This is a genomic window from Mycolicibacterium arenosum (assembly GCF_024320865.1).
Classification (GTDB): Bacteria; Actinomycetota; Actinomycetes; order Mycobacteriales; family Mycobacteriaceae; genus Mycobacterium; species Mycobacterium arenosum.
The window spans coordinates 141068-156674 of record NZ_JANDBD010000011.1 but is presented as its reverse complement, the minus strand read 5'-3'; the positions used below and the strand labels follow the sequence as shown (position 1 = coordinate 156674).

Below are 15607 nucleotides of genomic sequence, written 5' to 3'. Positions count from 1 at the left end.
CAGAACATTAGCCAGCAAACACACGTCGATCTTTTTCAGCCCGTAAGAAGCCGTGTGGGGCATACTGGGCAACGAAGTTTGACCATTGCCGCCGATCCTGCACACTCGAGCGGTATGCGACGAGTACGCAACCCGAGAGATCACCTGATGACACTCGCACGGCGAGGGGCAGCGGCCGTCGTGTGCGGCCTGATAGCCGTCACCACCGTCGCGCCGACGGCCATGGCCGAGCCGACCGGCAGCGGCCGGGTGGCCGACGCCCCGACGCTGGCGGCGCGCGATCTCGGCGCCAGCCCGTCGCTGGCGTTCTACGGCATGCAGGGGCTGCAGTCGCTGACCATTCCGGTGCCGCCGGGCCTGCGTCCCGCCGCGGTGACCGCCGACGTCGAGCTGCCGGTGAACCTCTTCATCGGCAGCATCTCGGTGATCCAGGACGATCGCACCATCTCACGCGTCGACCTGCCCTCGGTCGACCGAGCGCCGGTCTCGTTGCCGCTGACCGGCGCCGAAGTGCGAGATAACGCGTTGACAGTGCAGATTCGCACCAATCTCGTGCCTCCGCAGGGCTATTGCGCCTACGACACCACCGACCCGCTGCAGCTGGTCAACGTCGCCGTCGCGTTCGACGGTGTCGAGCGGGCCCCGAGCGCGATCGCCGACTTCCTGCCGCCGGTCCTGCAGCGCGTGACGCTGTTCCTGCCCGCGCGGCCGACGATGACGGAGTCGGACGCCGCCGTGCGGATGGCCGCGGCTGTCGTCGCCCACTACGGCGCTCAGCCGGTGCGCGTCGACGTGGTGCGACTCGACGGCGATGCACCCCTCGGACAGGGCCAGCCGCTCGAACGGCAGATCGTGATCCGCGAGAGCGGCAGGCGCGGGATGAAGCTGTTGGGCGACGACGGTGTGCCGTCGCTCGAAATCGCGGGCTCCGGTGAGGATCTCACCAACCAGATCCGGCTCGTCACCGGCAGCGACGTAGCCCGGCTGGCGCTCACCTCCAGCGCGATACCCGGACCGCTCGACGCGCGGACGGTGTCGGCCGCGAACTCGACGACGCTGCGCGACCTCGGCCAGTCCGGTGCCGTCGCCACCTCCCTGACCCGCCCACGGGTCGACATCGACGTCGATCAGACGCGGATCGGCCGCCCCGCGAACCGGATTCGGGTGAACCTGAAGGGTTCCTACACGCCGCTGCCCCAGAACCTCAACGGTCAGATCGTCGTCACGGCCAACGACGAGCCGGTCGACCGGTGGGCGGTCGAAGCGAACGGCGTCATCGACCGCTGGGTCGACGTTCCCGACCGGCTGCTGAGCCGTAACACCGAGCTCGGCGTCATGATCGATGCGACGGGCACCACCGGGCAGTGCGGCGAGTCCCTGCCGCTGACACTCACCATCGACGGCGACACCACCGTCACCAGCGAGCCCGCGGACCCGCCTATACCGCCTGGCTTCCAATCGATTCCGCAGGCGTTCCTTCCGCGCCTGCAGGTCGGCATCACCGACGACGCGTTCGACGACACGGCGCGTGCCGTGACGATCATCTCCGGTGTACAGCGGCTCAGCGCCCAGCCCATCGACACCGCGGTGGTGACGCTGCGGGACGCGATCGCATCGCAGACACCGGCGGTCCTGATCGCGGCCGACGAGTGGACCGACGACAGCGTCACGCTGCCCGTGCAGACCGAACGACGCGCCGGCCGGGACGCCGTGGTGCTCGAGGGCACGTCGGAAGCGGGCGTCCGGGAGTCCGTGACACTCGATCCCGACCTGCCGATCGGCTCGCTGCAGACGGTGCGCACCGGCGACCGCACCGTCCTCGTCGCGACCTCGAACGAGGCTCCCGCACAGCTCGATTCGCTTCTCACCTGGCTCAACGACGACCCGAGACGGTGGCAGCGGCTCAGCGGCGCGGCCGTCCTCTCCGCCCCCGACCGCGAACCGTTCACCGTCCCGGCCGCACCTCAGGCGGCATCGACACCGTCAACCCAGCAGGACGACTCGCTCGACTGCTGGCTCGTCGGCGCGGGTGTTCTGATCGCCGCCGTTGCCGTCGGGGGGCTGGCATGGCTCCGCGGCCGCCGGACGTCGTAGCGGCTTACCGCGAGCAGACGCAAAAGCTCCTGAATCCCATGGATTCAGGAGCTTTTGCGTCTGCTCGGCGAAAAGCGGAAGTCTTTACTTGGCCTTTTCCAGGATCTCGACCAGGCGCCACCGCTTGGTGGCGGACAGCGGCCGGGTCTCCATGAGCGAGACGCGGTCGCCGACACCGGCGTCACCGTTCTCGTCATGGGCCTTGACGCGCTTGCTGGTACGGATGATCTTGTCGTACCGCGGGTGCTTCGTGCGGTTCTCGATCTCGACCACGATGGTCTTCTGCATCTTGTCGCTGACCACGTAACCGATCGCCGTCTTGCGGTTGTTACGCGGCTTCTCGGTGCGCGGCGTGTGGCGCGGACCAGCGGTCCCCGATTGTGCTTCTGCCATTACGAATCCTCACCTACGGGTCCGGCGGCCAGACCCAGTTCACGTTCACGCAGCACGGTGTAGACGCGTGCGATCTCCTGCCGCACGACGCGAAGCCGGCGGTTGTTGGCCAGCTGGCCGGTCGCCATCTGGAAGCGGAGGTTGAACAGCTCCTCCTTCGACTCCCTGAGGCGCTCGACGAGCTCGTCGTCGGTCATCTCGCGAAGTTCACCAGTCGAAACTCCCACAGCCATCAGAAGTTCTCCTCTCTGGTCACGATGCGAGCCTTGATCGGCAGCTTGTGGATCGCGCGCGTCAGCGCTTCACGCGCGACGGCCTCGTCCGGGTAGCTCAGCTCGAACAGGATGCGGCCGGGCTTGACGTTGGCGATCCACCACTCGGGCGAACCCTTACCGGACCCCATGCGGGTCTCGGCGGGCTTCTTGGTCAGCGGACGGTCCGGGAAGATGTTGATCCACACCTTGCCGCCACGCTTGATGTGCCGGTTGATGGCGATACGAGCGGACTCGATCTGCCGGTTGGTGACGTAGGCGTGGCCGAGGGCCTGGATGCCGTAGTCGCCGAAGGTAACGGTCGTGCCGCCGCTGGCAATACCACGCTGCCTGGGGTGGTGTTGCTTGCGGTGCTTGACCTTGCGGGGAATAAGCATGTCTCAGTTCTCCGTAGGTTCCGATGTCGGAGTGGTCGGCACCTCAGTCGCCACCGGCGCCTCAGCCGGTGCTCCCTCGGTGGCGGCCCGACCGGCTTCAGTGCTCGTCGCCGTCGTGCCCGCGGATCCGCTGCGACGCGGACGGGTGCCCGAGGGGCGGTCGCGACGCGGACGATCGGCGCTGGCGGGCACCGCGGCGGTCAGCTCACGCTTGCCACCGACGACGTCGCCCTTGTAAATCCAGACCTTCACACCGATGCGGCCGAAGGTCGTCTTCGCCTCGTACAGCCCGTAGTCGATGTCGGCGCGCAGCGTGTGCAGCGGCACCCGGCCATCGCGGTAGAACTCCGAGCGGCTCATCTCGGCGCCGCCGAGACGGCCCGAGCACTGCACGCGGATGCCCTTGACGTTGGGCTGGCGCATGGCGGACTGCATCGCCTTGCGCATGGCGCGACGGAACGCGACGCGGTTGCTCAGCTGCTCGGCCACACCCTGGGCGACCAACTGCGCCACCGACTCGGGGTTCTTCACCTCGAGGATGTTCAGCTGCACCTGCTTGCCGGTCAGCTTCTCCAGCGCTGCGCGGATGGCGTCGGCGGCCTTGCCGCGCTGCCCGATGACGATGCCGGGGCGGGCGGTGTGGATGTCCACGCGAACCCGGTCACGGGTGCGCTCGATCTCCACCTTGGCCACGCCGGCGCGCTCGAGCTCCACCGCACGCGGCGAATCCGGAATCGAGAACGGCTGGAAGAGGCGACGACGGATCGCCACGTCTTCCTTGACGTAGTCCTTGTACTGCTTGTCCGCGTACCAGCGAGACTTCCAGTCGGTGGTGATGCCGAGGCGGAAGCCGTGGGGATTGATCTTCTGGCCCACTACTCTGAGCCCTCCTTCGATTCCGAAGTCTCAGCCTTGGCTTCAGCCTTCTTGGTGGAAGCCTTCTTGGCCGGTGCCGTGGTGGCGGCCTTGCTGCCCTGAGCGCGACGAGCGCGTGCGCTCGACGCCGAGGAACCCTTGTCCTTCGCGGGACGGCTCTCGACGATCACCGTGATGTGGCTGGTGCGCTTGCGGATTCGGTACGCACGCCCCTGGGCGCGCGGCCGGATCCGCTTGGCGGTCGGGCCCTCGTCGGCGTAGATCGCGGCGACCACGAGGGTCGACGGGTCCAGGCCGTCGTTGTTCTGGGCGTTGGCGGCAGCGCTCGCGATGACCTTGGCCACCGGCTCGCTAGCGGCCTGGGGCGCCCAGCGCAGGATGTCGAGTGCCTCGGTCACGGACTTGCCGCGAACCAGGTCGATGACCCGGCGCGACTTGCTGGCCGAGACGCGGACGAACCGCGCCTTCGCCGTCGCAGACGGAAATTCAGTCGTCGTAGTCATTACCGGCGCTTCGCCTTCCGGTCATCCTTGATGTGACCCTTGAACGTGCGGGTGGGGGCGAACTCGCCCAGCTTGTGCCCGACCATCGACTCGGACACGAACACCGGCACGTGCTTGCGACCGTCGTGGACGGCGAAGGTGTGACCGATGAAGTCCGGGATGATGGTCGAACGACGTGACCAGGTCTTGATGACCTGCTTCGTGTTCTTCTCGTTCTGAGCGTCGACCTTCTTCAACAGATGGTCGTCGACGAACGGACCCTTTTTGAGGCTGCGTGGCATCTTTAGCTACTCCTGCCTAGCGCTTGTTCTTGCCGGTGCGCCGGCGTCGGACGATGAGCTTGTCGCTCGGCTTGTTGGGCTTGCGGGTGCGGCCCTCGGGCTTGCCCCACGGGCTGACCGGGTGACGGCCGCCGGAGGTCTTACCCTCGCCACCGCCGTGCGGGTGGTCCACGGGGTTCATGACGACACCACGGACGGTCGGGCGCTTGCCCTTCCACCGCATGCGGCCGGCCTTGCCCCAGTTGATGTTCGCCTGCTCGGCGTTGCCGACCTCGCCGACGGTGGCGCGGCAGCGCACGTCGACGCGACGGATTTCGCCCGACGGCATACGCAGGGAGGCGTAGGTGCCCTCCTTACCCAGCAGCTGGATGCTGACGCCCGCTGAACGAGCCAGCTTGGCGCCGCCGCCCGGACGCAGTTCCACCGCGTGGATGACCGTGCCGGACGGGATGTTGCGCAGCGGCAGGTTGTTGCCGGGCTTGATGTCGGCGTTGGCACCCGACTCGATGACAGCGCCCTGCTTCAGACCCTGCGGCGCGATGATGTAGCGCTTCTCGCCGTCCAGGTAGTGCAGCAGTGCGATGTTGGCGGTGCGGTTCGGGTCGTACTCGATGTGAGCGACCTTGGCGTCGACGCCGTCCTTGTCGTGCCGACGGAAGTCGATCACGCGGTAGGCGCGCTTGTGGCCGCCACCCTTGTGACGGGTCGTGATGCGACCGTGCGCATTACGACCACCCTTGCCGTGCAGCGGCTTGATCAGCGACTTCTCCGGAGTCGAGCGAGTGATCTCGGCGAAATCGGAGACGCTGGCACCGCGACGACCGGGGGTCGTCGGCTTGTACTTGCGAATTCCCATGTCAGTTAATCCCTTAACTCCCGGCCGGTCAGGCCGGTGCTCCGAAGAGGTCGATCGGCTTGCTGCCGTCGGCCAGGGTCACGATCGCGCGCTTGGTGGACTTGCGCTGTCCGTACCCGGCGCGAGTGCGCTTGCGCTTGCCGTTGCGGTTGAGTGTGTTCACGGAATCGACCTTGACGCCGAAGATCTTCTCGATGGCGATCTTGATCTGCGTCTTGTTCGAGTCCGGGTGCACGACGAACGTGTAGGTGTTCTCCTCGATGAGCGAGTAGCTCTTCTCCGAAATCACCGGCGCGAGGATGATGTCGCGGGGGTCAGTCACGGTTGCCATCAGGCCGACACCTCCTCTTCTGCCTTGCTGTGCGAACCGATCCAGGCGTTCAGCGCCTCGACGCTGAACACCACGTCGTCGGCGTTGAGCACGTCGTACGTGTTGAGCTGATCCGGCGAGATCACGTGCACACCGGGCAGGTTGCGCACGCTCTTCGCGCCGACCTCGTCGCTGCGACCGATGACCAACAGAACCTTCGCGTTGGTGGTCAGCGTGGCGAGGAACGCCTTCGCCGTCTTGGTCGACGGCTCCTGGCCGCTGATGATCTCGGTGATCGCGTGGATCCGGTCGTTGCGCGCCCGGTCCGAGAGCGCTCCGCGCAGTGCGGCGGCGATCATCTTCTTGGGCGTGCGCTGGCTGTAGTCGCGCGGCTTGGGGCCGTGCACGATGCCACCGCCGGTGAACTGCGGGGCGCGCGTCGAACCCTGACGGGCGCGGCCGGTGCCCTTCTGGCGGTACGGCTTCTTGCCGCCGCCGGACACCTCACCGCGGGTCTTGGTCGAGTGCGTGCCCTGCCGCTTGGCGGCCAGCTGCGCGTTGACGACCTGATGCATCAGGGCGATGTTCGGCTCGACGTCGAACAGTTCGGCGGGCAACTCGACGCTGCCGTCCTTCTTGCCAGCCGGCGTCAAGACGTCGATCTTCTTGGAAGCCATTACTTCTCACCTCGTTTGATCGCGGTGCGAACCACGACGAGTCCGCCGTTGCGGCCGGGGATGGCGCCCTTGATCAACAGCACGCCGTTCTCGGCGTCGACCTTGTGCACCTTCAGGTTCTGCGTGGTGATGCGATCGCTACCCATGCGACCCGACATGCGCGTGCCCTTGAACACGCGGCCGGGGGTAGCGCAGCCACCGATCGAGCCGGGCCGACGGTGCACGGCCTGTGCACCGTGAGCGGCGCCCTGACCCTTGAAGCCGTGGCGCTTCATGGTGCCAGCGAAGCCCTTGCCCTTGCTGGTGCCGGTGACGTCGACGTACGCGCCGTCGGCGAAGATCTCGGCGGTCAGCTCCTGGCCGAGTTCGTACTCGGCGGCGGCCTCGTCGTCGAGCCGGAGCTCGGCGAGGTGGCGACGGGGGTTCACACCCGCCGCGGCGAACTGACCGGTGACCGGCTTGTTCACCTTGCGGGGGCTGATGTCGCCGTACGCCAGCTGGACGGCGCTGTAGCCGTCGCGCTCGGGGGTGCGGATACGGGTGACCACGTTGGGCCCGGCCTTGACGACCGTCACCGGGACGACCTTGTTGTTCTCATCGAACACCTGCGTCATGCCCAGCTTGGTACCCAGAATGCCTTTTCTTGCCATTGCTCTGGATCTCCTACTGAATGTTGACGTCGACGCTCGCCGGCAGATCGATGCGCATGAGTGCGTCAACGGTCTTCGGCGTCGGGTCGAGGATGTCGATAAGGCGCTTGTGCGTACGCATCTCGAAGTGCTCCCGCGAATCCTTGTACTTATGCGGGGACCGGATGACGCAGTACACGTTCTTCTCTGTCGGCAGCGGCACCGGGCCGACCACGCTTGCGCCGGTACGGGTAACCGTCTCGACGATCTTGCGCGCCGAGGCGTCAATAGCCTCGTGGTCGTAGGCCTTGAGCCTGATGCGGATCTTCTGTCCCGCCACGCTTCTCCTACCTCACTACTTACGGGCCCTGTCGGGCCTGGTTGCCACCCGCGCGCCTGGACCAACCTGGTCGCGCGGATTTGCCGCCGCTGTTTACCTGTCTCTGGTTCACCGACCCCCGCGCTCGGGTGTGTCGCCCTAACGCACGCTCGCCCGCAGCGGATATCCGTCACGATCGAGGTTGGGATCGGACGCGCCCACGAGGGGCGCAGTCGCATGCCCCGGCCAGGCGAACCCGGCTCAAGGCAACCCGAACAGTATGCCTCAGAAGCGCGCGTGCTCCAAATCCCTGGTCATCGGCGATCGCGCCAGGTCAGGAGCGGCCGAGACGGTCAGTCGCCGCCCCCGCCACCGCAGCCGCCTCCCCCGCAACTGCTACCACCGCTGCAGGAGCTGTCGCCGCCGCTGTAACCACCGTCGCCGCCGGCGCCGTCCCCGCCACCGGCACCCCAGGCGCCGCGACGCCGCGACCGGTTCATGCTGAGTACGACGGCCAGCCCGACCATCGCTCCGAAGACCGCGAGCACGATCCAGGTCACCATGTCGATCCCCTCATCTCCATGCGGCCACCGGCATCAGTCGCCGCCGCCGCCACCGCACCCACCGCCGCAGGAACTGCCGCCACCGCAACTGCTGCCGCCACCAGAGCACGAGCTGGCGTGCCCGTGGTCTGAGTCGCCACCGCCGAAGAAGCCGTGGTGGCCCGGTTCCGACGTGCCGAAGTCCTGGTTCGCCCAGTAGGTGCTGCCGCTGCATCCGGAGTGCTGCGATCCGTAGAGGCCCGCCGCGGTCGCACCGCCGACACCCCAGGCGGCGCGGCGCTGCACCTGCGCGTTTCTGCGCAGGGTGCGCCTGAGAGCCACGATGAGGATGACGGTGAAAACGACGACGAAAAGTGTGCTCGCCACCCCGACGATCAGCGCGATCATGGCCGTGTCCGGTACCCCCACGCGCTGAATGTACGCCCGACGGGCGCGGTGCACACGGCAATGGACGACCCGCCACCTGCGCGGACCGTGCGTATCGAGCTAGGAGAAGCCTTCCTCGGTGAACGCGAAGCCTCCGCGGGCTGGCCGTGTTGGTCCACGTCTGCTGGAACTCGCTGCAGGTCGTCGATCTGGAGATCCGGTATCGATTTACCCACATCGATGTCGGCCTTGAGGTCCCGTACCGCACACACGCGTCGATTCGCGCACGCGGGCGAACTTACTCTGAAGTAAGGTCCGCGCATGGGCAACTCTCAGACCGCCACCTACGTGGCGTGGCAGCGACTGGCGGGCGTGCCCTCGGGCAGCCGGGTCTTCTCCATCGCCGCGATGGCCCGCGTCCCGTACTTCGCCTCGGTTCTCCCCCATGTCCGGCGGATGGAACCGGGCTTGGCCGAGGTCGACGTGCCGAAGTGGTTCTTCGTGCACAACCACCTTTCAACCGTGCACGCGATCGCGTCGTGCAACGCCGCCGAGATGGCGATGGGGATGCTGATGGAGGCGACGGTTCCCACGACGCACCGCTGGATCCCCAAGGCGATGACCGTGCAGTACCTGCAGAAGGCGACTACGTCGCTGCGGGCCACCGCCCGGATCGACGTGCCGGACTTCGATGAGATCACCGACGGCGTCGATGTCGTCATCCCCGTCAGCGTCACCGACCGCCGCGGCGTCGAGGTGGTGCACGCCGACATCACCGCATGGGTGACTCCTGGCAAATTATCTGAATAGTCAATTACCGGACACTCGGGAGCCTTCCACTGCTACGGTTCGACGGCTCGGCAGGTTTGCCTAGCGACACCGGAGCTCCCGCCTCAGGGCCGGCGATCCACTTCCTGGGGGGATGTCAGCATGGTTGACGCAGGTAGAGGTTGTTCGCCCACAGCCGACGACAGCGTGTGGACTGTTCCTTCGCCGAGGGTCGCAGCGACGTCGAGCGTCGGCCGGATGGCTACCTATGTCGGAAGAATCGGCGCACTGGCGGTCGCACTGGGCGTTGGCGTCGCCGTGACGGGGTCGCCTGCGGTGGCGTGGGCGGAACCGACTGCGCCGAGTCCGTCCTCCGACTCGGCTGCCCCGTCGGACACCCAGGACACCGCGTCCACCGACCCGCCCGTTGACGCCGACGGCGAGTCGTCGTCGACCGCATCGCAGGCGTCCAACACGGTCAGCGACGACAGCACGGTGTCGGGGTCCTCCACGCAGGAGACGACGACGCTTCCAGGCGGCGTGACTATCTCGTCGTCGGGTGGAGCCCGTACCTCGGATGCGATGCCAGGAGCGCAGGAACCCGTTAGCTCCTCGCCGCCACTCGCGACGCCGCTGCACGGCGGCTCAGCAGTCGTGACTCCACAGAAGCAGGGAAACGACGATCCGCCGGCCGGCGATACACCTACGCAGAAGGTCGCGCCGGCCTCGGCCGACGGTGGCGCCGCCGCCACGCCGCCCGCCGAGGATCCGGGCCCCGAATCCACTGTCCCGACCGTGGCGACGCCGAGCGCGCTTCGCGCAGCGCCGAGTCTGATGAGCACCTCCAGCTCGAGGACCTCACTCACCGCAAGTGACGCAACGACATTGGCGCCGGCGCCGGATCCGATCGCCAGCCTGATTGCGATCCCGGGCCAGGTCATCACCGCGGTGATCGGCACTCTCCTGTCGCCGTTCCTCGCCCCAGCAGGGACACCGTCGCAACCTCCTCTGCTGTGGGCGGTACTGGGGTGGGTACGGCGCGAGATTCAGACGACCTTCTTCAACCGCCGACCGGTGTTGGCCGCCCCGACCGACGTGGTGCAGCTCGACCGAGTGGTCACAGGCGTGACCGTCGGCACCGACCCCGACGGCGACGAGGTCGTCTACACCGTGGCGCCGACGAGTGCGGCGGGAGGGACCGTAACGGTCGACGATCAGGGCGGCTTCCTCTACGTCGCTCCCGAGAATTGGAACGGCGCAACGGAACTGACCGACAGTTTCGTGGTGACGGTCAGCGACGCCACCGACGGCTTCCACGTTCACGGGCTGGCCGGCCTGTTCTTCGGCGGCGGCCACACGACCACCCGGACCGTGGAGGTGACGCTCGCACCGACAGATGTCGAGCCGATCGCCACCGCGGCAGGCTCCATCACCGTTCCCACGTCGGGAGCCGGGTGGGCGCGAGGCGTCGACGGCACGCTCGCCGCCTACTACCGGACCGGTTCGGGCACTACCGCCGATCCGTATCGCACGACGATCACCGTGCTGCGCCAGGGGCGGACCCCGGTTTCGTCTACTGCCGACGGCTCGGTGACCGGTGGCGTGACGGTGCTCGCCGATGGCACGACGGCGGTCACGACGAGGACCGGAGCGGGAACGCTGGGCGATCCCTCGAACGTCGTCTTCACCGTCATGCGCCCCGGCGTGGCGACGGAAACCCTCACGACCGCCGGGACGCCTGGCCTCGCGTACCCAAACGTCGGTCAGACGGCGGTCGCGGGCCTCACCTACATCGCGGTGGACGGTGTCCTCCGCATGGGTGCAGTGCGAGTCGCGCGCGTGGGTGAACCACCGATCGTCATCACCTTCGACGGGAGGCCGCAGTTCTTCGCGCCGAGGGTGGGCGCCGACGGCACGGTTGTCTTCACGTCCACCCTGCTTGCTGACGACGGGTCGACGATCTCCAACACCGTGAACGTCCTCCCGGCGGGCAGCCGCGCACTACAGCAGTACACGTTCGCCGCCGACGGCCCGGAGCAGTTGGCTGGCGATCCTACCGTCGGCGGCAACGGCACCGTCGTGTTCGCCACCATGTCGGGGTCGGGCACCGATGGCGACCCGGTCGAGACCACCGTGACCATCCTGCGCCCCAACCAGAATCCGTTGGTACGCACCACTGTAGGTGCCTTCAGCGCCGCTGAGGTGGGCTCGGACGGCACAGTGGCCTACGCGACGGAAACCGGATCGGGCGCGGCCACCGAGACGACGATCACCGTCGTGCGGCCCGGCCAGTCGGCAGTCGCGTCCACCACCTCGGGGCGCTTGCACAGCACGCAGATCGGTGATGACGGGACCGTGGCTGCCCAGACCTATACCGGGGTGGGCAGCCCCGCCGACCCGTACCGGCTGACGGTCACGGTGCTGCGCCCGAGTGCGGATCCGATCATGACGACGGCGACCGCGGGCTACCTTTTCCTTCCGCAGATCGGCGCCGACGGCACAGTCGTCGTCGACGCGCTGACCGGCCCGTCCGGCGGTTGGCATCACGAGTTCATCGTGCTGCGTCCCGGCCGGGATCCTGCGTCGATCGTCACGGATATGCCGGGCAGCACCGCCGTGGTCGGGTCGGACGGCACGGTGGCCGTGCGGTCGACCAGCTACGCCGGGCCGTCCCCAGTGACCGAGATCGTGGTCCTCCGCGGCGGCCAGGGCACCGCGTCGTCCTACACCGCCGCGGGCAGCGGACTCTTCAACCCGGCGATCGGCGCCGACGGAACCGTCGTCGTGACCTCTACGGATGGACCGGCGGCTGTGGTGACGGTGATTCGGCCCGGCCAGTCCGCGGCGACGTACACCGGCACCGGCGTCCTGGGCACGGAGCCGTTCATCGGGTCTGACGGCGTCATCTATCAGCCTCTGGAAACGGATGGCCGAACGAACACGGATGTCATCGTCATCGAACCCTCGGGTGAATCGAAGCTCCTCTCCTTGACGGGCCGCCTTCTCGATTTCACGGTGCACGACATCGACGGCGCGAGTGTGCTCGTCGCCACGACCTCCCCCGCTGACTCCACCACGACGTACACCTCGTACGAGATCACGCTGGCGCCGACGACGGTGTAGCCCTCCGCACCACGCGGGGTGACGAGGACCCAGCCGTTAGAGCAGGCCCAGCGGGCGGCACACGTTGGACAACGCGTTCCAGTACTCGCCCGGCGCGCAGTTGTCGGCCGGACGCGGCGTCTGGCAGGTGTTGGTGATCGGGTCCCAGAACTGCCCGTTCACGCAGTTGAGTGGCTCTGCCGAACCGATCGGTGCGGTGAACAGCGACGCGGCGGCGATGGGAGCGGCAGCAACGGCGGCGATGGTCGAACGACGTAGAAGATTTCGCATGGATTTTTTCTTGCCCGAGAGCGCACCGTCTCAAACGCGCCTCAACGAGGAAATCACCCGATCTGCAGCGAGTCGACGAATTTTCTCGCCGCCGCCAGGTCGACACCCGTCTCCTCGTGGTAGGCCTTGACGGCGGCGAGCTTATTGCCTGAGAGCAGCAGCTCTCTCACCCGATCCGACGCCCGCGCCTGCGCGAGTGCCCGGAGGTCGGGCATCGGGACACCCGTTTGCCGATAGAGGTGGTCGACGAGTTGCTCGAGCGCACGCAGCCGTTCGTACACGTCATTCGAAGTCATCGACATAGTGTGAACGCTCACTACAGTCCGCCGCACCGAAAGCCGGCGGAGATTTCTCGGATGCGATGGCGCACGGGTGCGCTCGGCAATATTCTTCATTCGCCGGGCGACCTGCAGGGGGTTGCAGATCTCCGCGGGAGGGTGGCGGTTATGAGGTATGGACAGTACGTCGGCCGGGTCGCCGCATTGGCGTTCGCACTCGGGGTGGGCGTCGTCGTCGTGGGCACCACACCGCCTGTCGCGATCGCGTCCCCCGATTCGGACTCGGGCTCCAACACCACCGACTCGAAGACCACCGACTCGAAACCGGCCGGCCCGAACGCCTCGCCCTCGAAGGACGCGGACGCGGGCGGTGCCGACACCGGCGACGGTGCCGAGGCGAAACCGCCCAGCGCAGACGCCGAGGAAGATGAGCACGAGGACGACGAATCCGATCCCTCGCGTGGCGACGTCGAGGCCGACGAGCCCGTCGGCGAGCCAGTCGACGCCGCGGGGTCCGACGATGGCGTCGAGCACGACACGGGTGTGCGCAAGCCGGTCCACGGCAGCATTCGGCCCCGGGCTGTCGTAACGCCATCGGTGAAGCGGCCCGCCGAACCCGATTCCGGCACAGCCGAGCGCAGTGATCCCGAAACCGCCGAAACGCCAACGGAGTCGCCGGCCGTCGCCGCAACACCCGCGCACACCGAGGTTCTTGCGCAGGCTGCATTGACAACCACGGCCGTCACCGCACCTGCCCCTGAGCCCGCGCCCGCGCCGCCATCGCTGATCGAGGCGGCGACGAGTCTGCTCGCCGCAGTGGTGTCGCCGTGGGCGACGTCCCGCACCGGCGCGCCGACCGATTCCCCGCTCGCGTGGGCGATGCTGGCATGGGTTCGTCGCCCGGAGTCCACTTCAGACGCCCGCTCCGCTGTTGCACTGCTCCCGGCCAGCACACCGTCGATCACCCTGATCCACATCGGCGACCTCAAGCTCACCACGACGGGCATCGGGTCGTTCGCGCTCTCGTTCGGCAGCGGCGCGTCGGCCGACGCGAGCGGGTTCGGCAGCTTCGCCATCGCAATCGGCGCCGGGACCACCGCGGTGGCGACCGGTGGGGTGTTCAACTCGGCGGTGGCGTTCGGCGACAACAGTTCCGCCTACGTGGGCGTCGAGGGCACCGACAGCGATTTGAACTCCGCACTGGCGATCGGGCCGGGCGCACAGGCGTTCGCCGCGAGGTTCGGCAATGACAACGACTTCAACCGGGCGCTGGCGATCGGCGGCGACAGCCTGGCGCAGTCGGGCGACGCCGGAGACGACGCCTTCGGCAACACCGCAGCCGCGTTCGGCGGTGCCGCCATGGCGGGGAGCAACGGTGACGACGGCGACAACAACGTCGCGACCTCATTCGGCGCCGACAGCATCGCGGTGGCCGGTGGCGGCTTCATCGCCGGCCAGCTGTTCGACTCGGTGAACAACGACTTCAACCGCGCCACCGCGGTCAGCGGGGGCACGGCGTGGGCGGGCGCTGAAGGCAGCGACAACACCTGGAACAGGGCGTACGCAAACGGGGCGGGCAGTACCGCCGACGCCGCGCGCTTCGCCTTCCACAGCGATGGCAACCACGCGACCGCACTCGGTGGCGGCGTGGCGAGGGCAGCCCTCGGGGGCCTGCTCGACAACGACGGCAACACCGCCTACGCCAGCGGCGCGGGTGCCGTCGCCGAAGCGGGCAGTTACGCGTCGGATAGTGACGAAAACACCGCCAGGGCAACGGAATCCGGCAGCCGCGCACGCGCAGGCGGCGGCATCGACACCGCCGACTACCCCGACGACAACGATCGCAACACGGCCACGGCGACGACCGGCGGACTCGCCGAAGCCGGCTTCGGCGGCAGCCGCAACACCGACAACACCGCGACGGCGTCGGGGGGTGCGACCGCCCGCGCGGGGTGGCTCGGCGACGACAACACGGCCAATTCGGCGACGGCATCGGGCAGCGCGCTCACGTTCGCGCTCGCCGGGATCACCGGCGACGGTCACGACGGCAACGTGGCGCGCGCGTCGGGAGACAACGCGATCGCGTCGGCCGGCGAAGGCGGCGTCGACAACGACGGCAATGCCGCGTCGGCGACCGGCGAGGCATCCCGCGCCTTCGCGGGCGGTGCCGGTACCGACAACGACGACAACCGCGCGGTCGCATCGGACGGGGGCATCGCCCTGGCGGGATACGGCGGAGACGGGTACACCGGCTACACCGCGATCGCGACCGCCGGACAGACGGTCGAGGTGCCCTAGTCCACGTAGGTGCCGTGGCCCTCGCGAACCAGGTCGCCGTCGAATGCGAGCACCTCGTTGACCAGTTGGCCACGCTCATTGCGGTAGTTGATGACGAGCAGCGACTCACCCTGGTGCACCGCGACCAACTCGAAATGCAGGTCCGGTAGCTTGGCCAGCGCCGTCGTCCAGTAGTCCCGTAGTGCGGCCTTGCCGCGGACCACGCCCCCGGTCGCGGGCAGCAGCCGGGCGGCCACCGGCGAGGTGAACACGACGTCGTCGCGGAAATGCGCCAACACCGCCTCTACGTCATGGGAGTTCCACGCCGTCAACCACTCTCGCGTGAACGCGTCCCTATCGGGGGTCGGCACCTTC

The 15607-nt window shown here is 67.9% G+C and carries 21 protein-coding genes; 4 read left to right on the top strand and 17 right to left on the bottom strand.

The features are described 5' to 3' along the window. Positions 1-147 precede the first annotated feature (147 nt). Positions 148-2094 (top strand): hypothetical protein, encoded by a 1947-nt coding sequence (locus NM203_RS24810; protein WP_255063247.1) that lies wholly within the window; start codon positions 148-150, stop codon positions 2092-2094. Positions 2095-2178: 84 nt separating this feature from the next. Here NM203_RS24810 and rpsQ read toward each other — a convergent pair whose 3' ends face one another. The 13 genes from rpsQ to NM203_RS24745 form a co-directional block, all read right to left on the bottom strand. After that, positions 2179-2487: a 30S ribosomal protein S17 gene (gene rpsQ, locus NM203_RS24805; protein WP_255063246.1), complete on the bottom strand. Its 309-nt coding sequence runs from the start codon at positions 2485-2487 to the stop codon at positions 2179-2181. Continuing rightward, positions 2487-2720, bottom strand: coding sequence for a 50S ribosomal protein L29 (gene rpmC, locus NM203_RS24800; RefSeq protein ID WP_255063245.1), 234 nt, complete (start codon positions 2718-2720; stop codon positions 2487-2489). Before rpmC ends, rpsQ begins: the two co-directional genes overlap by 1 nt. Next, complete coding sequence (rplP, locus tag NM203_RS24795; RefSeq protein WP_255063244.1) at positions 2720-3136, bottom strand: 50S ribosomal protein L16; 417 nt, start codon at positions 3134-3136, stop codon at positions 2720-2722. The genes rpmC and rplP overlap by 1 nt, the downstream gene beginning before the upstream one ends. 3 nt (positions 3137-3139) lie before the next feature. After that, positions 3140-4012 carry a 30S ribosomal protein S3 gene (gene rpsC, locus NM203_RS24790; protein WP_255063243.1) on the bottom strand — a complete coding sequence of 291 codons (873 nt, stop codon included), beginning with the start codon at positions 4010-4012 and terminating at the stop codon, positions 3140-3142. Then, positions 4012-4515, bottom strand: coding sequence for a 50S ribosomal protein L22 (rplV, locus tag NM203_RS24785; protein ID WP_255063242.1), 504 nt, complete (start codon positions 4513-4515; stop codon positions 4012-4014). The genes rpsC and rplV overlap by 1 nt, the downstream gene beginning before the upstream one ends. Beyond that, the gene (gene rpsS / locus NM203_RS24780) at positions 4515-4796 is read right to left on the bottom strand and encodes a 30S ribosomal protein S19 (RefSeq protein WP_083410212.1); all 282 of its coding nucleotides are present in this window, start codon (positions 4794-4796) and stop codon (positions 4515-4517) included. Before rpsS ends, rplV begins: the two co-directional genes overlap by 1 nt. Positions 4797-4812: 16 nt before the next feature. Next, positions 4813-5652 carry a 50S ribosomal protein L2 gene (gene rplB / locus NM203_RS24775; RefSeq protein WP_255063241.1) on the bottom strand — a complete coding sequence of 280 codons (840 nt, stop codon included), beginning with the start codon at positions 5650-5652 and terminating at the stop codon, positions 4813-4815. Positions 5653-5680: 28 nt separating this feature from the next. Then, positions 5681-5983, bottom strand: coding sequence for a 50S ribosomal protein L23 (gene rplW / locus NM203_RS24770; RefSeq protein WP_255063240.1), 303 nt, complete (start codon positions 5981-5983; stop codon positions 5681-5683). Beyond that, positions 5983-6639: a 50S ribosomal protein L4 gene (gene rplD, locus NM203_RS24765; RefSeq protein ID WP_255063239.1), complete on the bottom strand. Its 657-nt coding sequence runs from the start codon at positions 6637-6639 to the stop codon at positions 5983-5985. The genes rplW and rplD overlap by 1 nt, the downstream gene beginning before the upstream one ends. Continuing rightward, on the bottom strand, positions 6639-7289 hold the full coding sequence (gene rplC, locus NM203_RS24760) for a 50S ribosomal protein L3 (protein ID WP_255063238.1): 651 nt from the start codon (positions 7287-7289) through the stop codon (positions 6639-6641). The genes rplD and rplC overlap by 1 nt, the downstream gene beginning before the upstream one ends. Positions 7290-7302: 13 nt before the next feature. After that, the gene (rpsJ, locus tag NM203_RS24755) at positions 7303-7608 is read right to left on the bottom strand and encodes a 30S ribosomal protein S10 (protein ID WP_003883485.1); all 306 of its coding nucleotides are present in this window, start codon (positions 7606-7608) and stop codon (positions 7303-7305) included. Between the two features lie 332 nt (positions 7609-7940). Then, complete coding sequence (locus NM203_RS24750) at positions 7941-8150, bottom strand: hypothetical protein (protein ID WP_255063218.1); 210 nt, start codon at positions 8148-8150, stop codon at positions 7941-7943. Between the two features lie 33 nt (positions 8151-8183). Further along, entirely contained in the window at positions 8184-8558 is a 375-nt protein-coding gene (locus NM203_RS24745; protein ID WP_255063217.1) for a hypothetical protein, read from the bottom strand. Between the two features lie 279 nt (positions 8559-8837). Here NM203_RS24745 and NM203_RS24740 point away from each other — a divergent pair, with 279 nt between their 5' ends. Beyond that, a complete protein-coding gene (locus NM203_RS24740; protein WP_255063216.1) occupies positions 8838-9326 on the top strand; it encodes a hotdog fold domain-containing protein in 489 nt (162 codons plus the stop codon). Between the two features lie 224 nt (positions 9327-9550). On the opposite strand, the gene NM203_RS24735 is transcribed toward NM203_RS24740, so the two are convergent. Next, positions 9551-9796 (bottom strand): hypothetical protein, encoded by a 246-nt coding sequence (locus tag NM203_RS24735; RefSeq protein WP_255063215.1) that lies wholly within the window; start codon positions 9794-9796, stop codon positions 9551-9553. 142 nt (positions 9797-9938) lie between these two features. Here NM203_RS24735 and NM203_RS24730 point away from each other — a divergent pair, with 142 nt between their 5' ends. Continuing rightward, a complete protein-coding gene (locus NM203_RS24730; protein WP_255063213.1) occupies positions 9939-12407 on the top strand; it encodes an Ig-like domain-containing protein in 2469 nt (822 codons plus the stop codon). 36 nt (positions 12408-12443) lie between these two features. On the opposite strand, the gene NM203_RS24725 is transcribed toward NM203_RS24730, so the two are convergent. Both NM203_RS24725 and NM203_RS24720 read right to left on the bottom strand, forming a co-directional pair. Further along, complete coding sequence (locus tag NM203_RS24725; RefSeq protein WP_255063212.1) at positions 12444-12677, bottom strand: hypothetical protein; 234 nt, start codon at positions 12675-12677, stop codon at positions 12444-12446. A 53-nt stretch (positions 12678-12730) separates the two neighbouring features. Then, positions 12731-12973 carry a hypothetical protein gene (locus NM203_RS24720; RefSeq protein ID WP_255063211.1) on the bottom strand — a complete coding sequence of 81 codons (243 nt, stop codon included), beginning with the start codon at positions 12971-12973 and terminating at the stop codon, positions 12731-12733. A 150-nt stretch (positions 12974-13123) separates the two neighbouring features. On the opposite strand from NM203_RS24720, the gene NM203_RS24715 reads away from it, so the two are divergent. After that, positions 13124-15253: a hypothetical protein gene (locus NM203_RS24715; protein WP_255063210.1), complete on the top strand. Its 2130-nt coding sequence runs from the start codon at positions 13124-13126 to the stop codon at positions 15251-15253. Here the strand turns inward: NM203_RS24715 and NM203_RS24710 are convergent. Beyond that, positions 15250-15603, bottom strand: coding sequence for a nuclear transport factor 2 family protein (locus NM203_RS24710; protein WP_255063209.1), 354 nt, complete (start codon positions 15601-15603; stop codon positions 15250-15252). The two genes, NM203_RS24715 and NM203_RS24710, sit on opposite strands and share 4 nt — an antisense overlap. Between the last annotated feature and the right edge of the window lie 4 nt (positions 15604-15607).

Excerpts from the sequence above, each read along its gene's own strand:
- rpmC (WP_255063245.1), bottom strand. The coding sequence starts at position 2,720 with ATGGCTGTGGGAGTTTCGACTGGTGAACTTCGCGAGATGACCGACGAC.
- NM203_RS24740 (WP_255063216.1), top strand. The coding sequence starts at position 8,838 with ATGGGCAACTCTCAGACCGCCACCTACGTGGCGTGGCAGCGACTGGCG.
- NM203_RS24720 (WP_255063211.1), bottom strand. The coding sequence starts at position 12,973 with ATGACTTCGAATGACGTGTACGAACGGCTGCGTGCGCTCGAGCAACTC.
- rplW (WP_255063240.1), bottom strand. The coding sequence starts at position 5,983 with ATGGCAACCGTGACTGACCCCCGCGACATCATCCTCGCGCCGGTGATT.
- rplP (WP_255063244.1), bottom strand. The coding sequence starts at position 3,136 with ATGCTTATTCCCCGCAAGGTCAAGCACCGCAAGCAACACCACCCCAGG.
- rplV (WP_255063242.1), bottom strand. The coding sequence starts at position 4,515 with ATGACTACGACGACTGAATTTCCGTCTGCGACGGCGAAGGCGCGGTTC.
- rplB (WP_255063241.1), bottom strand. The coding sequence starts at position 5,652 with ATGGGAATTCGCAAGTACAAGCCGACGACCCCCGGTCGTCGCGGTGCC.
- rpsS (WP_083410212.1), bottom strand. The coding sequence starts at position 4,796 with ATGCCACGCAGCCTCAAAAAGGGTCCGTTCGTCGACGACCATCTGTTG.
- rpsQ (WP_255063246.1), bottom strand. The coding sequence starts at position 2,487 with ATGGCAGAAGCACAATCGGGGACCGCTGGTCCGCGCCACACGCCGCGC.
- NM203_RS24750 (WP_255063218.1), bottom strand. The coding sequence starts at position 8,150 with ATGGTGACCTGGATCGTGCTCGCGGTCTTCGGAGCGATGGTCGGGCTG.
- NM203_RS24715 (WP_255063210.1), top strand. The coding sequence starts at position 13,124 with ATGAGGTATGGACAGTACGTCGGCCGGGTCGCCGCATTGGCGTTCGCA.
- NM203_RS24725 (WP_255063212.1), bottom strand. The coding sequence starts at position 12,677 with ATGCGAAATCTTCTACGTCGTTCGACCATCGCCGCCGTTGCTGCCGCT.
- NM203_RS24810 (WP_255063247.1), top strand. The coding sequence starts at position 148 with ATGACACTCGCACGGCGAGGGGCAGCGGCCGTCGTGTGCGGCCTGATA.
- rplC (WP_255063238.1), bottom strand. The coding sequence starts at position 7,289 with ATGGCAAGAAAAGGCATTCTGGGTACCAAGCTGGGCATGACGCAGGTG.
- rplD (WP_255063239.1), bottom strand. The coding sequence starts at position 6,639 with ATGGCTTCCAAGAAGATCGACGTCTTGACGCCGGCTGGCAAGAAGGAC.